Origin of the sequence: Pectobacterium betavasculorum, from assembly GCF_000749845.1 — a bacterium.
GTDB classification, from domain to species: Bacteria; Pseudomonadota; Gammaproteobacteria; order Enterobacterales; family Enterobacteriaceae; genus Pectobacterium; species Pectobacterium betavasculorum.
On the sequence record NZ_JQHM01000001.1, the window covers coordinates 103,911 to 121,158 of the forward strand.

Genomic DNA, 17,248 nt, shown 5'->3' on the forward strand with positions numbered 1-17,248 from the left:
TGAGCAGAGCTAAAACGGGAGAAGAGAACCAGAGGGGCAGAGTCAGTTCACAAACAGCTGTTCGAGCTGTTCTAAGCGCTGTCGGTAATGCTGTCGCGCCTCAAGGGCGTCTTCTAATGACACGGGGACAAAACGTACTTGATAATTCGGTTGTAGTTGTCCGAGCTTGTCCAAATCGGCGCTAACCACCGTTCCCAGCGTCAGATAACCGCCGCCTGAGACGGCATCGCGTAGCAGCACAATCGGCTCCAACCCACCGGGTACCTGTATTGAACCGATGGGATAGCATGCGTCTACGATATTGGAGGGATCGGAACCTGCACCGAATGGAGGTGTTCGCGGTTGGAAAGTCAGCGGAGAACCGCCTTTGAGCCGATAACCGATACGGTCAGCTTCGGTACTCACTGTCCACACGTCGGCGAAAAACTGCTCGCATGCATCGGGCAACAGGCGGTGGATGTATAGTCCCGGCACCATACGTAGCGTCACCGTTTTACTGAATGTTGGCAGGTATTCATCCGGTACGGTGGTGCCGGATCTATGCGGCGTAGTTACCATCCCGGTGAGTAGGACATCCCCGGCGATAAGGCGACGGCCATGCAATCCCCCCAGTGCGCCAAGCGTATAGGTCGAGCGGCTCCCCAGTGCCATCGGCACGTCAATCCCCCCGGCGATGGCAAGATAGCTACGGCAGCCAGCGGTAGCGGAACCAAAACGCAGCGTTTGTCCGGCTTTTACATCGAAAGCCGTATACAGCGGCATTTCCTCGCCATCCAGCAGCGGTTTCATTGTCGCGCCACATACGGTGATCAACGCATCGCCGATGAATTCCAGTTCGGGTCCCAACAGCGTGAGCTCCAGCGCCGCGGCGCTAGGGGCGTTACCCACCAGCAGATTCGCCATGCGTAGTGCGTATTGATCCAGACCGCCAGATGGAGGAATGCCGAGATGGTAGTAGCCTTCGCGCCCAGTATCTTGTACCGAGGTGGCGAGTCCAGGTTTAAGGACATTAATCTGCATACAGCACCTCCTGAAGATAGCGTTTATAACCCGTAGGGTCGGCGACAAGTTTGTCCAGTTCGAAAGTGACAGGACGAATACGTAGGGAAAATAGGCCGCTTTCTACCGCTTTTACGTCTTGTTCGTAGCGTATTAGGTCGATTGATTTGAACTGTACGATGTCTCCTGCGCGGAAAAACACGATAGAAGACTGGAGATAGTCCAACTTCTGCTGAGGGTCGTAGATCGGTGCTGGCGTTACGCCGAATAACTGATAGCCACCGGCGCCGCGCACCGAGTAAATACAGCCAAAACAACCACCATGCCCTAGCGACAGACGCGGCGTGTCGGTGCGTGGTCGCAGGTATTTCGGCACCTGAATCTGTTTATCCTGTTCGACCATCTGGAACATGAACGGTAGCCCTGCGACAAAGCCGACCATCGAGACAAACCACGGCGATCCACTATGGGCGTTTATGAATGCGTTGATATCCTGATAACCGTTGATTCGAGCCGCGTATTCCAGATCGGTGGTGTCAGGATCCTGATGACGATCGCGAAAGCGCATCAGCGTTTCTTTCGTCCACGGGTCGTCATACAGCACGGGAATTTCAATGATACGCGTTTCCAGCCTGTTGACGTTTTGTGCCTGATTTTCCGCTTGTTGCACGGCGTCAAGAAGCGTGGACGGTGGCAAAATATCGGGATTAAACCGAATCTGAAAAGAGGCATTCGCGAGGCAGATATCCAGAATACCTGGGAGCGCTAATTGTTCGACGGCACGAGTGATAGCTAGCCCGGAAAAGAAGGCCGGGAGCGACATCGCGTCATCAATTTCAGCAAAAAGATGCTCATCGCCGCCAAAACTATAACGAATAGCTGTCTTTTTCATCTCACGCCTCCTGGGAAACCGGCGCAGAGGGTCGGGCGCGTTCTTGCAGCCAGCCTTCCAGCGCGGCGGTAGTAAATTGACCTGCACGCAGGCGCGGATCGGCAATCAGCCACTGATGCAGCGATTGCGTGGTGGTAATGCCGGTTAGGTGTAACTGGCGTAGGGCCTGCTCTGCACGTGTCAGCATTTGTTGCCGATCACGACCATGTACAATCAGTTTTGCCAGCAGAGAGTCGTAGTAGGCAGGGACACGATAGCCGCTAAATAGGTGGCTATCGACACGTACACCCTCTCCCTGCGGCCATGTCAGTTGATCGATGACGCCAGGGCAAGGGAAGAAGTTGCGATCTGGGTCTTCTGCGTTGATCCGCATCTCGCAGGCGTTGCCGTTAAGGGTAATATCTGACTGACGCAGACTGAGTTTTTCTCCTTGTGCGATACGTAACATCCACTGCACCAGATCGACTCCAGTCACCATTTCAGTGACCGGATGTTCTACCTGGATGCGGGTATTCATCTCAATGAAGTAGAACTCGCCGCTCTCTTCGTCAAAAAGGTATTCCAGCGTCCCGGCACCGCGGTAGCGCAGCAATGTGGCCAGCCGTAATGCACTATGGCACAGTGCATCACGTTGGCCGGCAGAGAGCGCGGAGGACGGTGATTCCTCAAAAATTTTCTGCCGACGGCGCTGTAATGAACACTCTCGTTCATAAAGGTGAATGACGCGATCGCCGTCGCCGAGTATTTGTATTTCAATATGGCGAGCATGGCGGATGAAGCGTTCCAGATAGACATCCCCACGGCCGAAGGCCGCCTTGGCTTCGTGCCGGGCAAGCGGGAGCTGTTGTTCCAGTTCATCCGCGTTGTTGATCGCCCGGATACCGCGTCCGCCGCCACCGGCAGCCGCTTTGATCAACAACGGGTAGCCAATCTCGTCCGCACGGGCGATGGCCTGATCGATATGGTTGAGCGCTTCAGTACCCGGAACGATCGGCACGCCTGCTGCCTGTGCGGTGCGTCTGGCGACTGCTTTATCGCCCATGATTCTAATCGTCTGCGGAGTTGGCCCGATAAACCGCAGGCCAGCCTGCTCAATGGTTTCGGCGAAGTCGGCGTTTTCGGAAAGAAAACCATATCCGGGGTGGATGGCGTCAGCGCCACAGCGAAGTGCGCCCTGGTGTAGCGCATCAATGTTTAAATAACTTTGGTCAGCTCGTGCCGGACCAAGAAGATAGCTTTCATCTGCAAGACGGGCAGGCAAGGAATCGATATCGGCTTCACTGCATGCGGCCACCGTTGGAATACCCAGGTGTTTGGCGGCATGAATGATGCGTACTGCAATTTCACCCCGATTAGCGATGAATAATTTTTTTATCGGTGTTTTCACCATAATCTCCTCAGAAAAATATTTTTACGGCGGTTATATATTTGTTTTTATTATGGCTATAACCTGCCCCGGCTCGATGGCATCGCCATTGTTAATACAAAACGACAGCAACTCCCCGTGGTGTTCGGCATATACTTCACTGAATTGTTTCATGACTTCAATTAATCCAATGACGGTGTTTTCAGTCACTGTGGTATTTTCTTCAATAAATACATCGGCATCTGGCGCAGGGCGTCGATAAAAAATGCCGGGTAACGGTGAACAGACTTCATATTCTTTCATCGAATAACTCCTTTTATTATTGAAATAAGTTATGGATGTGGGGCGATGACATTGATATCCGCTTTGTTGAGTATTTCACGCGTGCGTTTAATTAATTTATCCGCCTCAGGTGTATCACTGTGAAGACAAATCGAGTCGAATTCGACGGTAATATCATCACCTTCAACGGTTTCCACTTTTCCTTCCCGGCAGGCGCGCAATATCCGCTGCGCCACCGTGTCTGGATCGAGCGCGGTTGCGCGTCTGGTAAAGACGATGAAGCCGCTGTTGTCGTAGTCTCTGTCGCCGTAAAATTCCGTAATAACAGGGTGTTGTATTTTTTTTGATTCATGCCATACCGCTGAGCCATACAGACAGTACAGAGATAATTCCGGGTCAAGATGGTGTAGCGTTTCCACGAAAACCCGAGCGGCGTCGTTGTCGTGTGCGAGGTGCATATATAGCGCACCGTGCGGTTTAATATGCTTTAGCGGCGCGTGATGAAGTGCGCAGAACTCGCGCAGTGCCCCAAGTTGATAAATAATATCATTCACCAGTTCATCTGGCGGAATAGCCATGTGACGTCGACCAAAACCAACAAGATCGCGGAATCCAGGGTGTGCGCCAATTGAAACACCGTGATGCTTAGCTAATTTAATGGTCTGGTACATGGTACTTGGATCGCCAGCGTGAAACCCCGTGGCAATATTCGCTGAACTTATATAAGGCATAATATCGTTATCGACATTATCACCGATGATCCAGGGGCCAAAGTTTTCACCCATGTCTGAATTTAAATCGACTTTATATTTCATAATTATTTCTTATTTGTGAATAATTTGTTTAAAAATAATATAGGGTGATAGTTTTCCATTCGGAAAGCAGTATTTTCAGATGGATGAATATCTGAAAAACAGAACGAAAAAATGCTAAGGAAACGAGATGATTACGTTGCGTCAGATCCGCTATTTTGTTGCCACTGCTGAAATAGGGCAAATATCCCAGGCTGCCATTTATCTGAATATTTCACAATCGGCGGTCACTACCGCTATTCAGGAACTGGAAAGCCTATTGGGAAAGCCACTGTTCCTACGCTCTGTTCATGGCATGACGTTAACTGAAAACGGTAGCTACTTTTTGAACCATGCCTACTCCATTTTGCGCAGCGTGGATGAAGCTATGATGATGCCGCTCACGGATAACCGCATTAACGGGATACTGAATGTCGCGGCCAGTTATACGGTGATGGGCTATTTTTTGCCTTTCCACCTCCAGCGTCTATCGTATGGTTTCCCTCACATCACTATTAATCTCAATGAGCGTGAACGTAGCGATATTGAGCAAGGGCTAATCAATCGTTCATTCGATATCTCGCTAGTGCTGACAGATAATCTTACGCATCCGGAAATCGTGGCGGAAAAATTGTTTAATTCTGAACGGCGTCTATGGTTACCCAGTCGTCATCCGCTGTGCATGAAATCAGAAGTGAGTCTGGCTGATGTGGCCAATGAACCCTTTATCTTACTGACGGTTGATGAGGCGGATCACAGCGCCATGCGCTATTGGGATCAGAGCGGGGTCCGTCCTCGTACCATGCTGCGTACCAGTTCGGTCGAGGCCGTACGCAGTATGGTCGCCAATGGGTTAGGGGTGGCGATTTTATCCGATCTAGTCTATCGCCCGTGGTCGCTGGAAGGGCGGCGTATCGAAACCCGATCGCTAAAAGATGCCGTCCCTCCGATGAGCGTTGGTCTGGCCTGGCACAGGGATGCGGCTTTCACTCCGCCGATGCAGGCAATCCGCGAATATTTCCGTACGGCGTTTTTGACGCCACAGCTAAATATTGCCCGACGCTAACCGGGCATCAGCCGCCACTCACTGCGTCGTTCTAACCGCTTAGCACGCTATTCTGCCGCCTACCCAAATACCCGCTCCACGCGCGTACGCGATGACGTACTGTGCCGCCACTATCTTCCTTATTTGAAATACGCGATGACTCGCGTTATCGCACGGCGCTTTACCAGGGTTTATTTTCTACAGCTAACAAAATCAAACGATTGTGATTTTTAATTGAAGGATGTCTTATGAAGAGCAATTCCATTCTTAAACACATCCCCTGGATGATTCTTGGAATCATTGGGGCTGCCTGCCTCGGCGTAGTCGCACTACGTCGCGGTGAGCATGTCAGTGCCTTATGGATTATTGTTGCTTCTGTCGCCGTTTACCTCGTGGCCTATCGATACTACAGCCTGTATATCGCACAAAAAGTCATGCAGTTAGATCCGACCAGAGCAACCCCTGCCGTTGTCAATAACGACGGTCTCAACTATGTGCCGACGAACCGTAACGTCCTGTTCGGGCACCACTTTGCCGCGATCGCAGGTGCAGGCCCTCTGGTTGGGCCGGTACTAGCCGCGCAGGTCGGCTATCTGCCGGGCACCTTATGGTTGCTGGGCGGTGTGGTGCTGGCGGGGGCAGTGCAGGACTTCATGGTGCTGTTCATTTCGACTCGCCGGAACGGTGCATCGTTAGGCGAAATCGTTAAAAAAGAACTCGGCACGGTGCCGGGTACGATTGCGCTGTTCGGCTGCTTCCTTATCATGATCATCATTCTTGCCGTACTGGCGCTGATTGTGGTGAAAGCGCTGGCAGAAAGCCCGTGGGGTGTCTTTACCGTGTGTTCTACGGTGCCGATCGCGCTGTTTATGGGCGTCTACATGCGCTTTATCCGTCCGGGTAAAGTCGGTGAAATATCGGTGATCGGGATCGTGCTGCTGGTGCTGGCGATCTGGTTTGGTGGCGTAGTGGCACACGACCCGTACTGGGGCCCGGCGCTGACCTTCAAAGATACGACTATCACCTACACGCTGATTGGCTATGCTTTTGTGTCCGCACTGCTGCCAGTATGGTTGATCCTGGCTCCGCGTGACTATCTGGCGACCTTCCTGAAAATTGGTGTCATCGTCGGTCTGGCGATTGGTATCGTAATTCTGAATCCCGATCTGAAAATGCCAGCGGTAACGCAATTTGTGGATGGTACCGGTCCGGTTTGGAAAGGTACGCTGTTCCCGTTCCTGTTTATTACTATTGCCTGTGGTGCTGTGTCTGGTTTCCACGCGCTGATTGCTTCCGGCACGACGCCGAAATTGATGGCTAACGAGAAAGATGCGCGTTTCATCGGTTACGGTGCGATGCTGATGGAATCTTTCGTCGCGATCATGGCTTTGGTTGCGGCGTCTATCATCGAACCGGGTCTCTACTTCGCGATGAATACCCCGCCAGCGGCGCTGGGTATTACGATGCCGGATCTGCATCGACTGGGCACGGCGGATGCGCCGATGATTCTGGCACAGTTGCAGGACGTATCCGCACACGCGGCAGCGACCGTTAGCTCTTGGGGCTTCGTGATTTCTCCAGAGCAGATTCTGCAAACGGCGAAAGATATCGGTGAACCTTCCGTTCTGAACCGCGCAGGCGGTGCACCAACGCTGGCTGTCGGTATCGCACACGTGTTCCACCAGATCATTCCTGGTGCCGACATGGGCTTCTGGTATCACTTCGGTATTCTGTTTGAAGCGCTGTTCATTCTGACGGCACTGGATGCGGGCACGCGTGCTGGTCGCTTCATGTTGCAGGACCTGTTGGGTAACTTCGTTCCGTTCCTGAAGAAAACCGATTCGCTGATTGCCGGTATGATCGGTACGGCGGGTTGCGTCGGTCTGTGGGGCTACCTGCTGTATCAAGGCGTGGTTGATCCGCTGGGTGGTGTGAAGAGCCTGTGGCCGTTGTTCGGTATCTCTAACCAGATGCTGGCTGCCGTGGCGCTGGTACTGGGTACTGTTATCCTGATTAAGATGAAACGTACACAGTACATTTGGGTAACGCTGGTTCCTGCGGTTTGGCTGCTGATCTGTACCACTTGGGCGCTGGGGCTGAAACTGTTCAGCGACAACCCACAGTTGGAAGGCTTCTTCTACATGGCGAACATGTTCAAGGGCAAAATTGCAGAAGGTGGTGCCGATCTGAGCGCGCAGCAGATTTCTAACATGAACCATATCGTGACTAACAACTATACCAACGCCGGTCTGAGCATTCTGTTCCTGATCGTGGTGTACAGCATTATTGCGTACGGTATTAAAGCGGCATTGGCTGCCCGTAAAGTGGCTGAACGTACCGATCAGGAAACGCCGTATGTTCCGGTTCCTGAAGGTGGCGTGAAAGTCTCTTCCGGTCACTAAGCCACGCGCCCGTCGGATTTTGCGAGACAGCTAGCAAGGTTGAACGCGAAAGATGACGGGTACAGATACCCTGTATAATGTATAACGTTATGCAGGGTATTTTTTATCTAGCCGCTATTGCAGGCGGTGGTCTGGAGGTAATGATGTTTGGCAATCTGGGAAAAGCAGGAAAATATTTGGGCCAGGCGGCGCGTATGCTGGTCGGTATGCCAGATTATGATACCTATGTGCAGCATATGCAGACCAATCACCCGGATAAACCTGCGATGACTTACGAAGAATTTTTCCGCGAACGCCAGCAGGCGCGTTACGGCGGAGACGGCAAAGGCGGGATGCGCTGCTGTTAACGACTTGGAACCTGTTATGACTCAACCTTTATCATCTGATGTGACTAAACCCGTGTATGTCACTATTCTGACCGGGTTTCTCGGTGCTGGAAAAACCACTTTATTACGGCATATCCTAAATGCCGAACACGGCTACAAGATTGCCGTGATTGAAAATGAATTCGGCGAAGTTCCGATTGATAATACGTTAATCGGGGAACGTGCCAGCCAGATTACGACGTTGAGCAACGGCTGTATCTGCTGCACGCAGTCCAATGAGCTGGCCGATGCGCTGCTCGATCTGGTTGATGGCGTGGATAACGGCACGTTGGATTTTGATCACGTCATCATTGAATGTACCGGTATGGCCGATCCAGGGCCGGTAGCGCAGACTTTCTTTTCGCACGAAGTCATTTGTGAACGCTTTGTTCTGGATGGAATCATCACGTTGGTGGATGCGGTACATGCGCAACAACAGCTTGATCAGTTCACTATCGCACAGTCACAGATTGGCTATGCCGACCGCATACTGCTCACCAAAACTGATGTGGCAAGCGAAGACGAGACGCTGCTACCGCGTTTGCAACGCATCAATGCACGTGCACCGATCTACCCTGTGGTACACGGCGATATCGATCTGAGCGTGCTGTTTAACATCGACGGTTTTGTCCTCAGCGACAAGCTGGACGTGAAAACGCCAGTATTTCGTTTCATTGCCCCTACGCAGAATAATGTGCAGTCGATAGTTGTGTATCTTGATGATGCCGTTGAGCTTCAGGCTGTCTCCGATGTGATGGAAAACCTATTGCTACAATTCTCCGATAATTTACTGCGTTATAAAGGTATTTTAGCCATCAACGGTGATGATCGTCGCCTGCTGTTTCAGGGTGTCCAGCGTTTGTACAGCGCTGACTGGGACAGAGAATGGCATGCTGATGAAGAAAGAAAGAGCGTGCTGGTGTTTATTGGCATCGATTTACCTGAACAGGAAATCCGTGACGCTTTCGCTCGTCTGACGGCATAACGCTATTTTCTTGTCTGTGCTGGTCGTTCAGGCCAGCACAATCGCTGATTTGTTTTTTTCCTGCCTCTTACTCTACTTATACGGCGCTCTGTCTGGTTGGGCTGTGCGTGTCATATGTAGATTCTCATAATGGGAATAGTGCAGTTGCACGAAAAAATCCCTACCTTATTGTAATTATTACGAATACATCTAAAACGTGATCGTCTCTCGCTTTTTAATGGAATGTTGGTGGTATTTTATTAAAATGATATTTCATTATTTGGTGAGGTTAAGTATGCGTAGTGGTCTTGCTCTGTCTTTAATGGCTTCCTGCATCACGCTGGGTATTCAAGCTGGTACGGCACAGGCTGCCAGTTCAGTGAAATTCCCAGATAAAACCTGTGACGTTACACAATACGGGGCCGAAGGTCACCGCCTACAGATCGCACTAAATACCGAAGCTTTTCAGAAAGCGATTGATGATTGCGCTGCGGCTGGTGGCGGAACGGTACACGTTCCTCGCGGCAACTATCTGGTCGATCCGCTGTTCCTGAAAAGTAACATTCGACTGGATTTGGCAAAAGATGCAACTATCGTCGCATCGACCGAAGTCGCGGCGTACCGCGCGACGGAAAAAACCAAGTACGCAGAAGCGGAAAATGGTTGGCTTCCCTTTATCAGTATTGCCGATGCGCAGAACGTGGCTATCACGGGACAGGGCACCATTGATGGGCAGGGTGCCGTCTGGTGGGAGCGCTGGCGTGAGAATATTCGTGCAACGGGTAAAAAAGGCGGGACCGATCGCCCCCGTCTGATTTATATCAAAAGTTCCAGTAATGTGCTGGTGGACGGTGTCACGCTCACGCATTCCCCAAGTTTCCACGTTGTGATGCGTTACTCGCATGATGTGGATGTGAACGGCACTCGGATTCTGTCTCCGTGGCATGCGCCAAACACCGATGCTATCGACCCAATTGATAGCCAGAATATCCGCATTACTAACAACTACATCGACTGTAATGATGACCATATCGCGATAAAAGCCGAGAAGCCGGATAGCCGCTTCCCGAATGGCGTCGTGGATAACATTTATATCGCCAACAATATTCTGAAACAGGGACGCGGTATTTCCATCGGCAGCGAAACTTCCGGCGGTGTGAATAACGTGCTGGTTGAAAACAACCAGTTTGAAGGTTCCATGTACGGTATCCGTATTAAAACCCTGCGCGGTAAAGGCGGCGAAGTGAAAAACATCACTTACCGTAATACCAAAATGGTAGATGTCGAAATACCGCTGGTTTTTGCCGCTTATTACAAGGCCGCGCCGATTGTGCAGGCTGAGGTAGACAAGATGCTGGCCGAAGGCGGCTTCACGATGGGCGAACAGATTTACCCACCGGATACCGATCCAGAGCAGCCATTTGATCAGTACAAGACGCCGCATTTCAGTAATGTCACCATTGAAAATCTGGAGTCTACCGGTAAAACCAAGGCCGCTGCGTACATTATCGGCGTGCCGGAAGCGCCACTCAGTGGTTTCCACTTTGATAACGTGCGTATTGATGCAGAAAAAGGTATTCGCGTAAGGAATGCGGAACTGCAAACCAAAGGCCTGACGGTCAATGTGAAGGAAGGCCCGGTAATGCAGTTGGATAAAGGGGCGAAAGTCGATCAGTAATCGATTATGAAGCGGTAGCAGGGGACACACTGGCCGTGGCGTCCTCTGCTATCAGCTTCACTTTGATACAATATAGCCAGGCTGGTTATGCTCGTTTAATCACGGGAATTAATCATGTTTAGCGATATCGGCAAAGGTGGCGCGCAATAGTCGCGCCAGATCGTCTGCCGACAATTCGATATCCAACCCGCGTTTACCACCGGAAATGAAAATGGTACTGAACTGGCGTGCCGGTTCATCAATCACGGTGGGCAGCTTCTTCTTCTGCCCAAGCGGGCTGATCCCTCCCACCAGATAACCCGTTACGCGCTGAGCAATGCTCGGATCGGCCATATCGGCTTTTTTGGCGGACAGTGCGCGGGCGACTTTCTTGAGATCCAACATTCCTGCGACCGGTGTGACGGCCACGGCGAGGTTTTTTGCATCACCATTTAGAGAAACGAGCAGCGTTTTATAGACCTGTTCTTTATTCAGCCCCAGTTTTCTGGCCGCCTCCTCACCAAAGTTGGTTTCGTCGCTGTCGTGGTGGTAGCTGTGTAGCGTAAAAGCGATCTTGTTCTTTTCGAGCAAATTGACTGCGGGTGTCATGACTTCACTATCCTTAAACCCTTTTTGGGTCTTATCTTGCGGACGCGCTGGCGCGTCATAGTGGTTCTTTCACGGAGTGGCTGAATGACCGTTGTTGAGCAGCGTAGGTAAATTCTCATCGCCATACAGATGCAGCGCGCCGACGGCTACCACGTAGTTTCCGGGCGGCAGCGCCTGAAGCTGCTGTTGCCAACGACGATTACGCTGCCCCATCAGCAGGTCGGTCATTTCATTGCTGAACGTTGCGGGGATATCCGGTTTATAGCTGCCGGGCCTGTTGTCTAGCCACCAGCCCACCATCGTTTGCAGCAAACGCGCGTTGGTGTGCCAGTGCTTAATGGTGTCTTCCAGCAACAGCAAACCGCCCTGTGGTAACTGCTGTAACAGGTCAACCTGCGTCTGCTGTCCTTCCAGTTCGATAATCTGAATACCGTGAGATTTCGCGGCATTAATCAACTGATAATCAATGCCGTAGTCGGGGCGTAAGCCTAGCAACTGTGCCTGTCTCGCTTGCAGCATCAGCGCGGCCTGCCAGCCCGGAAGCGTATTGATAGTGCTCTCATCGAAAGAGAGTGATTCGCAGATTTTTTGCAACTGACGGTAGTTCTCCGGGCTGAGGCGCTGCACGAGCGGTGGCTCGGCATCACTGTGTCCGAAGGGGGAATGAGAGTCAGAGATATCGGCCTCTACAATGAGTGCAGTCGCCTGCCGGAGTTGTTGCAGCAATGTATCGGGCAGCGGTGCCATATCCTGGCTACCCATATGAATACTACCAACCAGATGCAGCTGTCGTTCATTGGCAAGCTGAACATCTATCGCCGGGTAGGCATAAGCCAGCGGTGAAATAAAACCAAGAAAAGTCGCGATTCTACGCAGCAGTTGCCCCATTGATTCCGTCTCCTGATGTGGTAATAGCTATGCTAAACGCTAGATGCAGCACAATACAAGGTATACCGTGGGTAGCGCGAACGTGGTGGTGTGGTAAGGCGATTGTGCGGAAGAAAGCGTGCGCCATCATTCACGATGAAGGTGGCGCACTAACATTACTGGTTTTTAGGTTTAAAACGTAGCAAGCGGTTGGCGTTACTGACTACCGTAATGGAGGAAAGCGCCATGGCAGCACCGGCGACGACGGGGCTGAGTAGCGTTCCGGTCAAGGGATAGAGTACGCCCGCAGCAATCGGAATACCCAGCGAGTTATAGATAAACGCGCCCAGCAGATTCTGCTTCATGTTGCGCAGCGTGGCATTGGACAGTGCCAGCGCATCGGCGACGCCGTGCAGGCTATGGCGCATCAGCGTGATAGCAGCGGTTTCAATCGCAATATCGCTGCCGCCGCCCATCGCAATGCCGACATCGGCCTGCGCCAGTGCGGGGGCATCGTTGATGCCATCACCAATCATCGCCACGCGTTTGCCTTGAGCCTGTAGCTTTTTGATGGCCTCTGCCTTGCCGTCTGGCAGCACCCCGGCGATCACCTGATCGATACCCGCTTCTTTAGCGATGCTCTTTGCCGTTAGCGGGTTATCACCCGTGAGCATAACGAGCTGATAGCCCTGCTGATGCAGGCGCTGCAAGGCGCTGACGCTATCTGCCCGTAGTGGATCGTGGATAGAGAACACTGCGATGATATGACCATTCGCCGCAAGTAATACTGGCGTGATACCACGCTGAGCCTGTTCGTTGATCAGGGTTTCACCTTCAGTGATATCGACCTGATGCTGCTGGAGCAGAGGTGGATTTCCTAGCAGCAGATTGGCGTCTCCGATCTTACCGCTGACGCCGAGGCCGCGCAGCGTGCGGAATTGATCGACTTGCGTTAGCGTAAGGTTTTCGGCTCGTTCAAGAATTGCCTTCGCCAGAGGGTGATTAGACCCCTGTTCCAGCGACGCTGCCCAGGTCAGAGCCTGCTCCTCTGTCACGCCGCCGAAAGTGTGAACTGCCACAACGCGCGGTTGTCCCTCGGTTAGCGTGCCTGTTTTATCGAACACCAGCACATCGAGCTTGCTGGCCTGCTGCAACGCATCAGCGTCCCGCACCAGTACGCCAAATTCTGCTGCGCGCCCGACACCGGAAATAATCGACATCGGCGTTGCCAGCCCAAGCGCACAAGGGCAAGCAATGATCAGAACCGTTGTGACGATAATGAGCGTATAGACTATCTGCGGCTGTGGCCCCACGAAGAACCAGATCGCGCCGCTGAGAAGCGCGATGGCAACGACGACGGGAACAAATACGGCAGAAATACGATCCGCTAGCTGGCCGATAGCGGGTTTGCTGCTCTGAGCCTGTCTGACCAGCCGGATGATACGCGACAGGGTGGTTTGGTTGCCGATCGCATCCGCACGGAAGAGAACGCTGCCATCGGAAACCAATGTGCCTGCGTGAACCGTATCGCCGGATGTTTTGGATTGCGGGATCGGTTCACCGGTCAGCATGGCTTCATCCACCCACACTTCGCCTTGCAAAATCTCGCCATCGACAGGAATACGATCGCCGGTTGTCAGGCGCAACGTCATGCCGGACTGGACTTCGGACAGTGGAATAGATTTCTCACCTTCCGGCGTCACGACGCGAGCGGTTGGGGGCGTTAAATCCAGTAGCCGTTCTAAAGCGCGTGAAGAGCGTTGGCGAGCGCGTTGTTCCAGCGCATGACCCAGATTGATTAAACCGATGATCATCGCGCTGGCTTCATAGTACAGATGACGCGCCGCCATCGGGAAAAGGTCCGGCCATAGGTTAACGGTAATAGAGTAAAGCCATGCTGCACCCGTTCCCAGTGCGACTAAGGTATCCATGGTCGCCGCCCCGTTTTTCAGGCTGCGCCAGGCGTTACGGTAAAAATGACTGCCGGCCAATACCATCACCGCCAGCGTCAGGATGCCGATGACGAGCCACGGAGTTTGGTTCACTGGCGTCAGGCTCATGCTGCCGCCCAATACTCCCCACAGCATCAACGGTACACCCAGCAGCAAACCTAGTGCGGCCTGCCATTGAAAACGGCGAATAGCCTGCTGAGCCGTTTGCTGCTGACGTGCGCGCCGTGCTTCTTCGTCCTGAATAATTTCCGCACCATAGCCTGCTTGCTCAACGGCGGCAATCAGCGCTTCTGGCTCGGCGTGACCGCTTACTAACGCACTGCGTTCAGCCAGATTCACCCGCGCCTGCGTGACGCCGCTGACGTTTTGCAGCGCCGTCTGTACGCGGTTCACGCAGCTGGCGCAGCTCATCCCCTGAAGCAGGAGCTGAACGCTGTCGTCAGCGTTGGCTGCGTGTATTGTGGTTGCCGGAAGAATACTCTCGGCCGCTGGCAGCGCTTCCGGCGTCGTTGCTACCTGTGCCAGCGGCTCAGTTTTTGGGTGAGCGTTCTCCTGCACGCTGGCGTGATAGCCCGCTTCTTCAATAGCATTAATCAGTATGGTGGCCTCAACGTTGCCATACACGGCGGCCTGTTCTTTAGTGACATCCGTTGCCACGACGCCGGGAATAGCTTCCAGTACTTTACGCGTAGCGGCGACACAGTGGTTGCAGCTCAGGCCAGAAAGCTGAAGGGATACATCCGGTGTGGTAGCAAGCTGTGCGTCGTAGCCTGCCTGCTCGATAGTGTCGATCAATGTCTGAGAGTCAACATCACCGCTGACTCTGGCGTATTGTTGAGTGACGTCGGTTTGTTCGACAGCAGGTAACGCGTCCAGTGCTTTTTTAACGCGTTGGACACAGTGCCCGCAGGTCAGTCCCTGCAACGACAACACGATAGTTTGAGACATAATAATTTTCTCCCGTGATCACAGCCGGAGGCGAAAGACGTTGACCGGCCATCTAATTTCTACTAGTTATTGAGTAAGGTAAACCTTCTAGCAAGGGGAGGGTCAAGGGGAAATCATGAATATCAGTGATGTTGCGAAAAAAACCGGTCTCAGTAGTAAAACCATTCGCTTCTATGAAGAGAAAGAACTTCTGACTACGCCGCTGCGTTCTGAAAATGGTTACCGCAGCTACGATGACCATCATGTCGAAGAGCTAACGCTGCTGCGTCAGGCGCGTCAGGTTGGTTTTAATCTGGATGAATGCCGGGAACTGGTTACGCTATTTAACGATCCATTGCGGCGAAGTGCGGATGTAAAAGCGCGAACCTTGCAGAAAGTGCAGGAAATCGAGATGCATATCGAAGAGCTGAAAACGATGCGTGAACAGTTGCTGGCGCTGGCCGAACAGTGTCCGGGAGACGGCGGCGCGGAGTGTCCGATAATCAATAATCTGGCGGGCTGCTGTCAAAACGATAAACTGTCAAAAAGATAAATTGGCAAAGAGATAAATCGGTAAAAGAGTAGACGTTCATAAAGGGGAGGCAGGCTCCCCAAACCGTGCGTGCTGCTAGCGCTCAGTCGGGCGCACATGCAGCGTGATGCCATCAATGGCAATCACTTCAACATGCGTACCAACAGGTAAATCCTGTTCTGATTTTACACGCCAACTGCTGTCACCGATATTTACCCGACCAAAACCGTTAGTAATCGGCTCTGACAGGGTCGCTCGCAGGCCAACCAGCTGTTGTCCACGCTGGTTAAGCGTCGACTGCGGGCGTGACAGTGTGCGTTTACGCAGCCAGTACCACCAAAGCAGCGCCGTGACGATCGTCAGGATGGCAAAAATTGTTCCCTGCCATGGCCAGCCCAGCGGCATCACCCACGTTAACAGCCCAACCAATAGCGCTGATAAGCCGCTCCATAGCAAATAGCCACTGGCCCCCAGCATTTCGGCAGCCAAAAGCAGACCGCCGAGCGACAGCCAGAACCAGTGCGCATTTTCCATCACCAGTTCAATGCCCATTATTGACCTCGGCTATTTTTACTGTCTTTAATCAGTTCCGTGATCCCACCAATTGCGCCCATCAGGTTGCTGGCTTCCAGTGGCATCATGATCACTTTACTGTTATTAGAAGAACCGATTTGCTGTAACGCATCGGTATATTTCTGTGCGACAAAGTAGTTAATCGCCTGAATATTACCTGCTGCGATGGCTTCGGATACCATTTTGGTGGCCTGTGCTTCTGCTTCGGCCGCACGTTCACGCGCTTCCGCTTCCAGGAACGCGGACTGACGCAAGCCTTCCGCTTTCAGAATCTGTGACTGCTTTTCCCCTTCGGCTTTCAGAATAGCGGCCTGACGCACCCCTTCAGCTTCCAGAATATCGGCACGTTTGTTACGTTCCGCTTTCATCTGCGCGTTCATCGCAGCAATCAGTTCTGCGGGTGGGCGTACGTCACGGATCTCAATACGCGTGATCTTAATACCCCACGGGTTGGTGGCTTCATCAACGATGTGCAGCAGGCGTGTATTGATACTATCGCGTTGAGACAGCATTTCGTCCAGTTCCATCGAACCCAGTACGGTACGGAAATTGGTCATGGTGAGGTTCACGATAGCCTGTTCCAGATTGCTAACTTCATAGGCGGCCCGCGCGGGATCGATCACCTGAATAAAGCAGACGGCATCAATGGCTACATTGGCATTATCGCGAGAGATAATTTCCTGAGAGGGAATATCCAGCACCTGTTCCATCATATTAATCTTGCGGCCGATACGATCCATAAACGGCACCACCAGATTAAGCCCCGGCATTAGCGTTTTGGTATAGCGACCAAAACGCTCTACCGTCCATTGGTATCCCTGCGGTACGATTTTGATGCCTGACCAGACGACGATAAGTGCAACAAAGATCAAGATAGGAATGACGGTGAGCATGTTTAAAACCTCTGGGTTGTTTTATATCGGTCGAAAGACGATGTCAGCGGATAGTGTAACTCACTTACGCATGAACGCGGGCAGGAAATGCACCTGCCCGCGTGAGCAATAGGGTGGTTGGTCAGTAGGGAA

The 17,248-nt window shown here is 52.4% G+C and carries 16 protein-coding genes; 6 read left to right on the plus strand and 10 right to left on the minus strand.

Annotated features, from left to right (window positions below; genetic code table 11):
- Window positions 1–42: 42 nt before the first annotated feature.
- The 5 genes from KP22_RS00450 to KP22_RS00470 are packed head-to-tail and all read right to left on the minus strand — an operon-like array spanning window position 43 to window position 4,354.
- Complete coding sequence (locus KP22_RS00450; protein WP_039321730.1) at window positions 43–1,020, minus strand: 5-oxoprolinase subunit C family protein; 978 nt, start codon at window positions 1,018–1,020, stop codon at window positions 43–45.
- The gene (locus KP22_RS00455) at window positions 1,010–1,891 is read right to left on the minus strand and encodes a 5-oxoprolinase subunit B family protein (protein WP_039321733.1); all 882 of its coding nucleotides are present in this window, start codon (window positions 1,889–1,891) and stop codon (window positions 1,010–1,012) included. Before KP22_RS00455 ends, KP22_RS00450 begins: the two co-directional genes overlap by 11 nt.
- A 1-nt stretch (window position 1,892) precedes the next feature.
- Window positions 1,893–3,278: an acetyl-CoA carboxylase biotin carboxylase subunit gene (locus KP22_RS00460; RefSeq protein WP_039323362.1), complete on the minus strand. Its 1,386-nt coding sequence runs from the start codon at window positions 3,276–3,278 to the stop codon at window positions 1,893–1,895.
- 33 nt (window positions 3,279–3,311) lie between these two features.
- A complete protein-coding gene (locus tag KP22_RS00465; protein WP_039301762.1) occupies window positions 3,312–3,560 on the minus strand; it encodes an acetyl-CoA carboxylase in 249 nt (82 codons plus the stop codon).
- A gap of 29 nt (window positions 3,561–3,589) precedes the next feature.
- Window positions 3,590–4,354: a 5-oxoprolinase subunit PxpA gene (locus KP22_RS00470; RefSeq protein ID WP_039321736.1), complete on the minus strand. Its 765-nt coding sequence runs from the start codon at window positions 4,352–4,354 to the stop codon at window positions 3,590–3,592.
- Between the two features lie 127 nt (window positions 4,355–4,481).
- Here KP22_RS00470 and KP22_RS00475 point away from each other — a divergent pair, with 127 nt between their 5' ends.
- The 5 genes from KP22_RS00475 (at window position 4,482) to KP22_RS00495 (ending at window position 10,784) form a co-directional block, all read left to right on the plus strand.
- Entirely contained in the window at window positions 4,482–5,396 is a 915-nt protein-coding gene (locus KP22_RS00475; protein ID WP_039301770.1) for a LysR family transcriptional regulator, read from the plus strand.
- 227 nt (window positions 5,397–5,623) lie between these two features.
- Window positions 5,624–7,777 carry a carbon starvation CstA family protein gene (locus KP22_RS00480; RefSeq protein ID WP_039301773.1) on the plus strand — a complete coding sequence of 718 codons (2,154 nt, stop codon included), beginning with the start codon at window positions 5,624–5,626 and terminating at the stop codon, window positions 7,775–7,777.
- A gap of 143 nt (window positions 7,778–7,920) precedes the next feature.
- Window positions 7,921–8,124, plus strand: a complete 204-nt coding sequence (locus tag KP22_RS00485; protein ID WP_005976130.1) for a YbdD/YjiX family protein — start codon at window positions 7,921–7,923, stop codon at window positions 8,122–8,124.
- A 16-nt stretch (window positions 8,125–8,140) separates the two neighbouring features.
- Window positions 8,141–9,127 (plus strand): GTPase, encoded by a 987-nt coding sequence (gene yjiA / locus KP22_RS00490; RefSeq protein ID WP_039301776.1) that lies wholly within the window; start codon window positions 8,141–8,143, stop codon window positions 9,125–9,127.
- Between the two features lie 274 nt (window positions 9,128–9,401).
- The gene (locus KP22_RS00495) at window positions 9,402–10,784 is read left to right on the plus strand and encodes a glycoside hydrolase family 28 protein (protein ID WP_039301780.1); all 1,383 of its coding nucleotides are present in this window, start codon (window positions 9,402–9,404) and stop codon (window positions 10,782–10,784) included.
- Window positions 10,785–10,892: 108 nt separating this feature from the next.
- Here KP22_RS00495 and ybaK read toward each other — a convergent pair whose 3' ends face one another.
- The 3 genes from ybaK to copA all read right to left on the minus strand — a co-directional run bounded on the left by ybaK (window position 10,893) and on the right by copA (window position 15,139).
- The gene (ybaK, locus tag KP22_RS00500) at window positions 10,893–11,372 is read right to left on the minus strand and encodes a Cys-tRNA(Pro)/Cys-tRNA(Cys) deacylase YbaK (RefSeq protein ID WP_039321738.1); all 480 of its coding nucleotides are present in this window, start codon (window positions 11,370–11,372) and stop codon (window positions 10,893–10,895) included.
- A 69-nt stretch (window positions 11,373–11,441) separates the two neighbouring features.
- Window positions 11,442–12,260 carry a TraB/GumN family protein gene (locus KP22_RS00505; RefSeq protein ID WP_039321740.1) on the minus strand — a complete coding sequence of 273 codons (819 nt, stop codon included), beginning with the start codon at window positions 12,258–12,260 and terminating at the stop codon, window positions 11,442–11,444.
- Window positions 12,261–12,415: 155 nt separating this feature from the next.
- Window positions 12,416–15,139: a copper-exporting P-type ATPase CopA gene (gene copA, locus KP22_RS00510; RefSeq protein WP_039321742.1), complete on the minus strand. Its 2,724-nt coding sequence runs from the start codon at window positions 15,137–15,139 to the stop codon at window positions 12,416–12,418.
- Between the two features lie 115 nt (window positions 15,140–15,254).
- Here copA and cueR point away from each other — a divergent pair, with 115 nt between their 5' ends.
- Window positions 15,255–15,671: a Cu(I)-responsive transcriptional regulator gene (cueR, locus tag KP22_RS00515; RefSeq protein WP_039301792.1), complete on the plus strand. Its 417-nt coding sequence runs from the start codon at window positions 15,255–15,257 to the stop codon at window positions 15,669–15,671.
- Between the two features lie 75 nt (window positions 15,672–15,746).
- Here the strand turns inward: cueR and KP22_RS00520 are convergent, their stop codons facing one another.
- Both KP22_RS00520 and KP22_RS00525 read right to left on the minus strand, forming a co-directional pair.
- Complete coding sequence (locus tag KP22_RS00520; RefSeq protein ID WP_039301795.1) at window positions 15,747–16,202, minus strand: NfeD family protein; 456 nt, start codon at window positions 16,200–16,202, stop codon at window positions 15,747–15,749.
- Window positions 16,202–17,116 carry an SPFH domain-containing protein gene (locus tag KP22_RS00525; protein ID WP_039321746.1) on the minus strand — a complete coding sequence of 305 codons (915 nt, stop codon included), beginning with the start codon at window positions 17,114–17,116 and terminating at the stop codon, window positions 16,202–16,204. The genes KP22_RS00520 and KP22_RS00525 overlap by 1 nt, the downstream gene beginning before the upstream one ends.
- Between the last annotated feature and the right edge of the window lie 132 nt (window positions 17,117–17,248).

What these genes read in the sequence shown, in the direction of transcription:
- KP22_RS00450 (WP_039321730.1), bottom strand. Translation starts at nt 1,020, where the DNA reads ATGCAGATTAATGTCCTTAAACCTGGACTCGCCACCTCGGTACAAGAT.
- KP22_RS00455 (WP_039321733.1), bottom strand. Translation starts at nt 1,891, where the DNA reads ATGAAAAAGACAGCTATTCGTTATAGTTTTGGCGGCGATGAGCATCTT.
- KP22_RS00465 (WP_039301762.1), bottom strand. Translation starts at nt 3,560, where the DNA reads ATGAAAGAATATGAAGTCTGTTCACCGTTACCCGGCATTTTTTATCGA.
- KP22_RS00470 (WP_039321736.1), bottom strand. Translation starts at nt 4,354, where the DNA reads ATGAAATATAAAGTCGATTTAAATTCAGACATGGGTGAAAACTTTGGC.
- KP22_RS00475 (WP_039301770.1), top strand. Translation starts at nt 4,482, where the DNA reads ATGATTACGTTGCGTCAGATCCGCTATTTTGTTGCCACTGCTGAAATA.
- KP22_RS00480 (WP_039301773.1), top strand. Translation starts at nt 5,624, where the DNA reads ATGAAGAGCAATTCCATTCTTAAACACATCCCCTGGATGATTCTTGGA.
- KP22_RS00485 (WP_005976130.1), top strand. Translation starts at nt 7,921, where the DNA reads ATGTTTGGCAATCTGGGAAAAGCAGGAAAATATTTGGGCCAGGCGGCG.
- yjiA (WP_039301776.1), top strand. Translation starts at nt 8,141, where the DNA reads ATGACTCAACCTTTATCATCTGATGTGACTAAACCCGTGTATGTCACT.
- KP22_RS00495 (WP_039301780.1), top strand. Translation starts at nt 9,402, where the DNA reads ATGCGTAGTGGTCTTGCTCTGTCTTTAATGGCTTCCTGCATCACGCTG.
- ybaK (WP_039321738.1), bottom strand. Translation starts at nt 11,372, where the DNA reads ATGACACCCGCAGTCAATTTGCTCGAAAAGAACAAGATCGCTTTTACG.
- KP22_RS00505 (WP_039321740.1), bottom strand. Translation starts at nt 12,260, where the DNA reads ATGGGGCAACTGCTGCGTAGAATCGCGACTTTTCTTGGTTTTATTTCA.
- copA (WP_039321742.1), bottom strand. Translation starts at nt 15,139, where the DNA reads ATGTCTCAAACTATCGTGTTGTCGTTGCAGGGACTGACCTGCGGGCAC.
- cueR (WP_039301792.1), top strand. Translation starts at nt 15,255, where the DNA reads ATGAATATCAGTGATGTTGCGAAAAAAACCGGTCTCAGTAGTAAAACC.
- KP22_RS00520 (WP_039301795.1), bottom strand. Translation starts at nt 16,202, where the DNA reads ATGGGCATTGAACTGGTGATGGAAAATGCGCACTGGTTCTGGCTGTCG.
- KP22_RS00525 (WP_039321746.1), bottom strand. Translation starts at nt 17,116, where the DNA reads ATGCTCACCGTCATTCCTATCTTGATCTTTGTTGCACTTATCGTCGTC.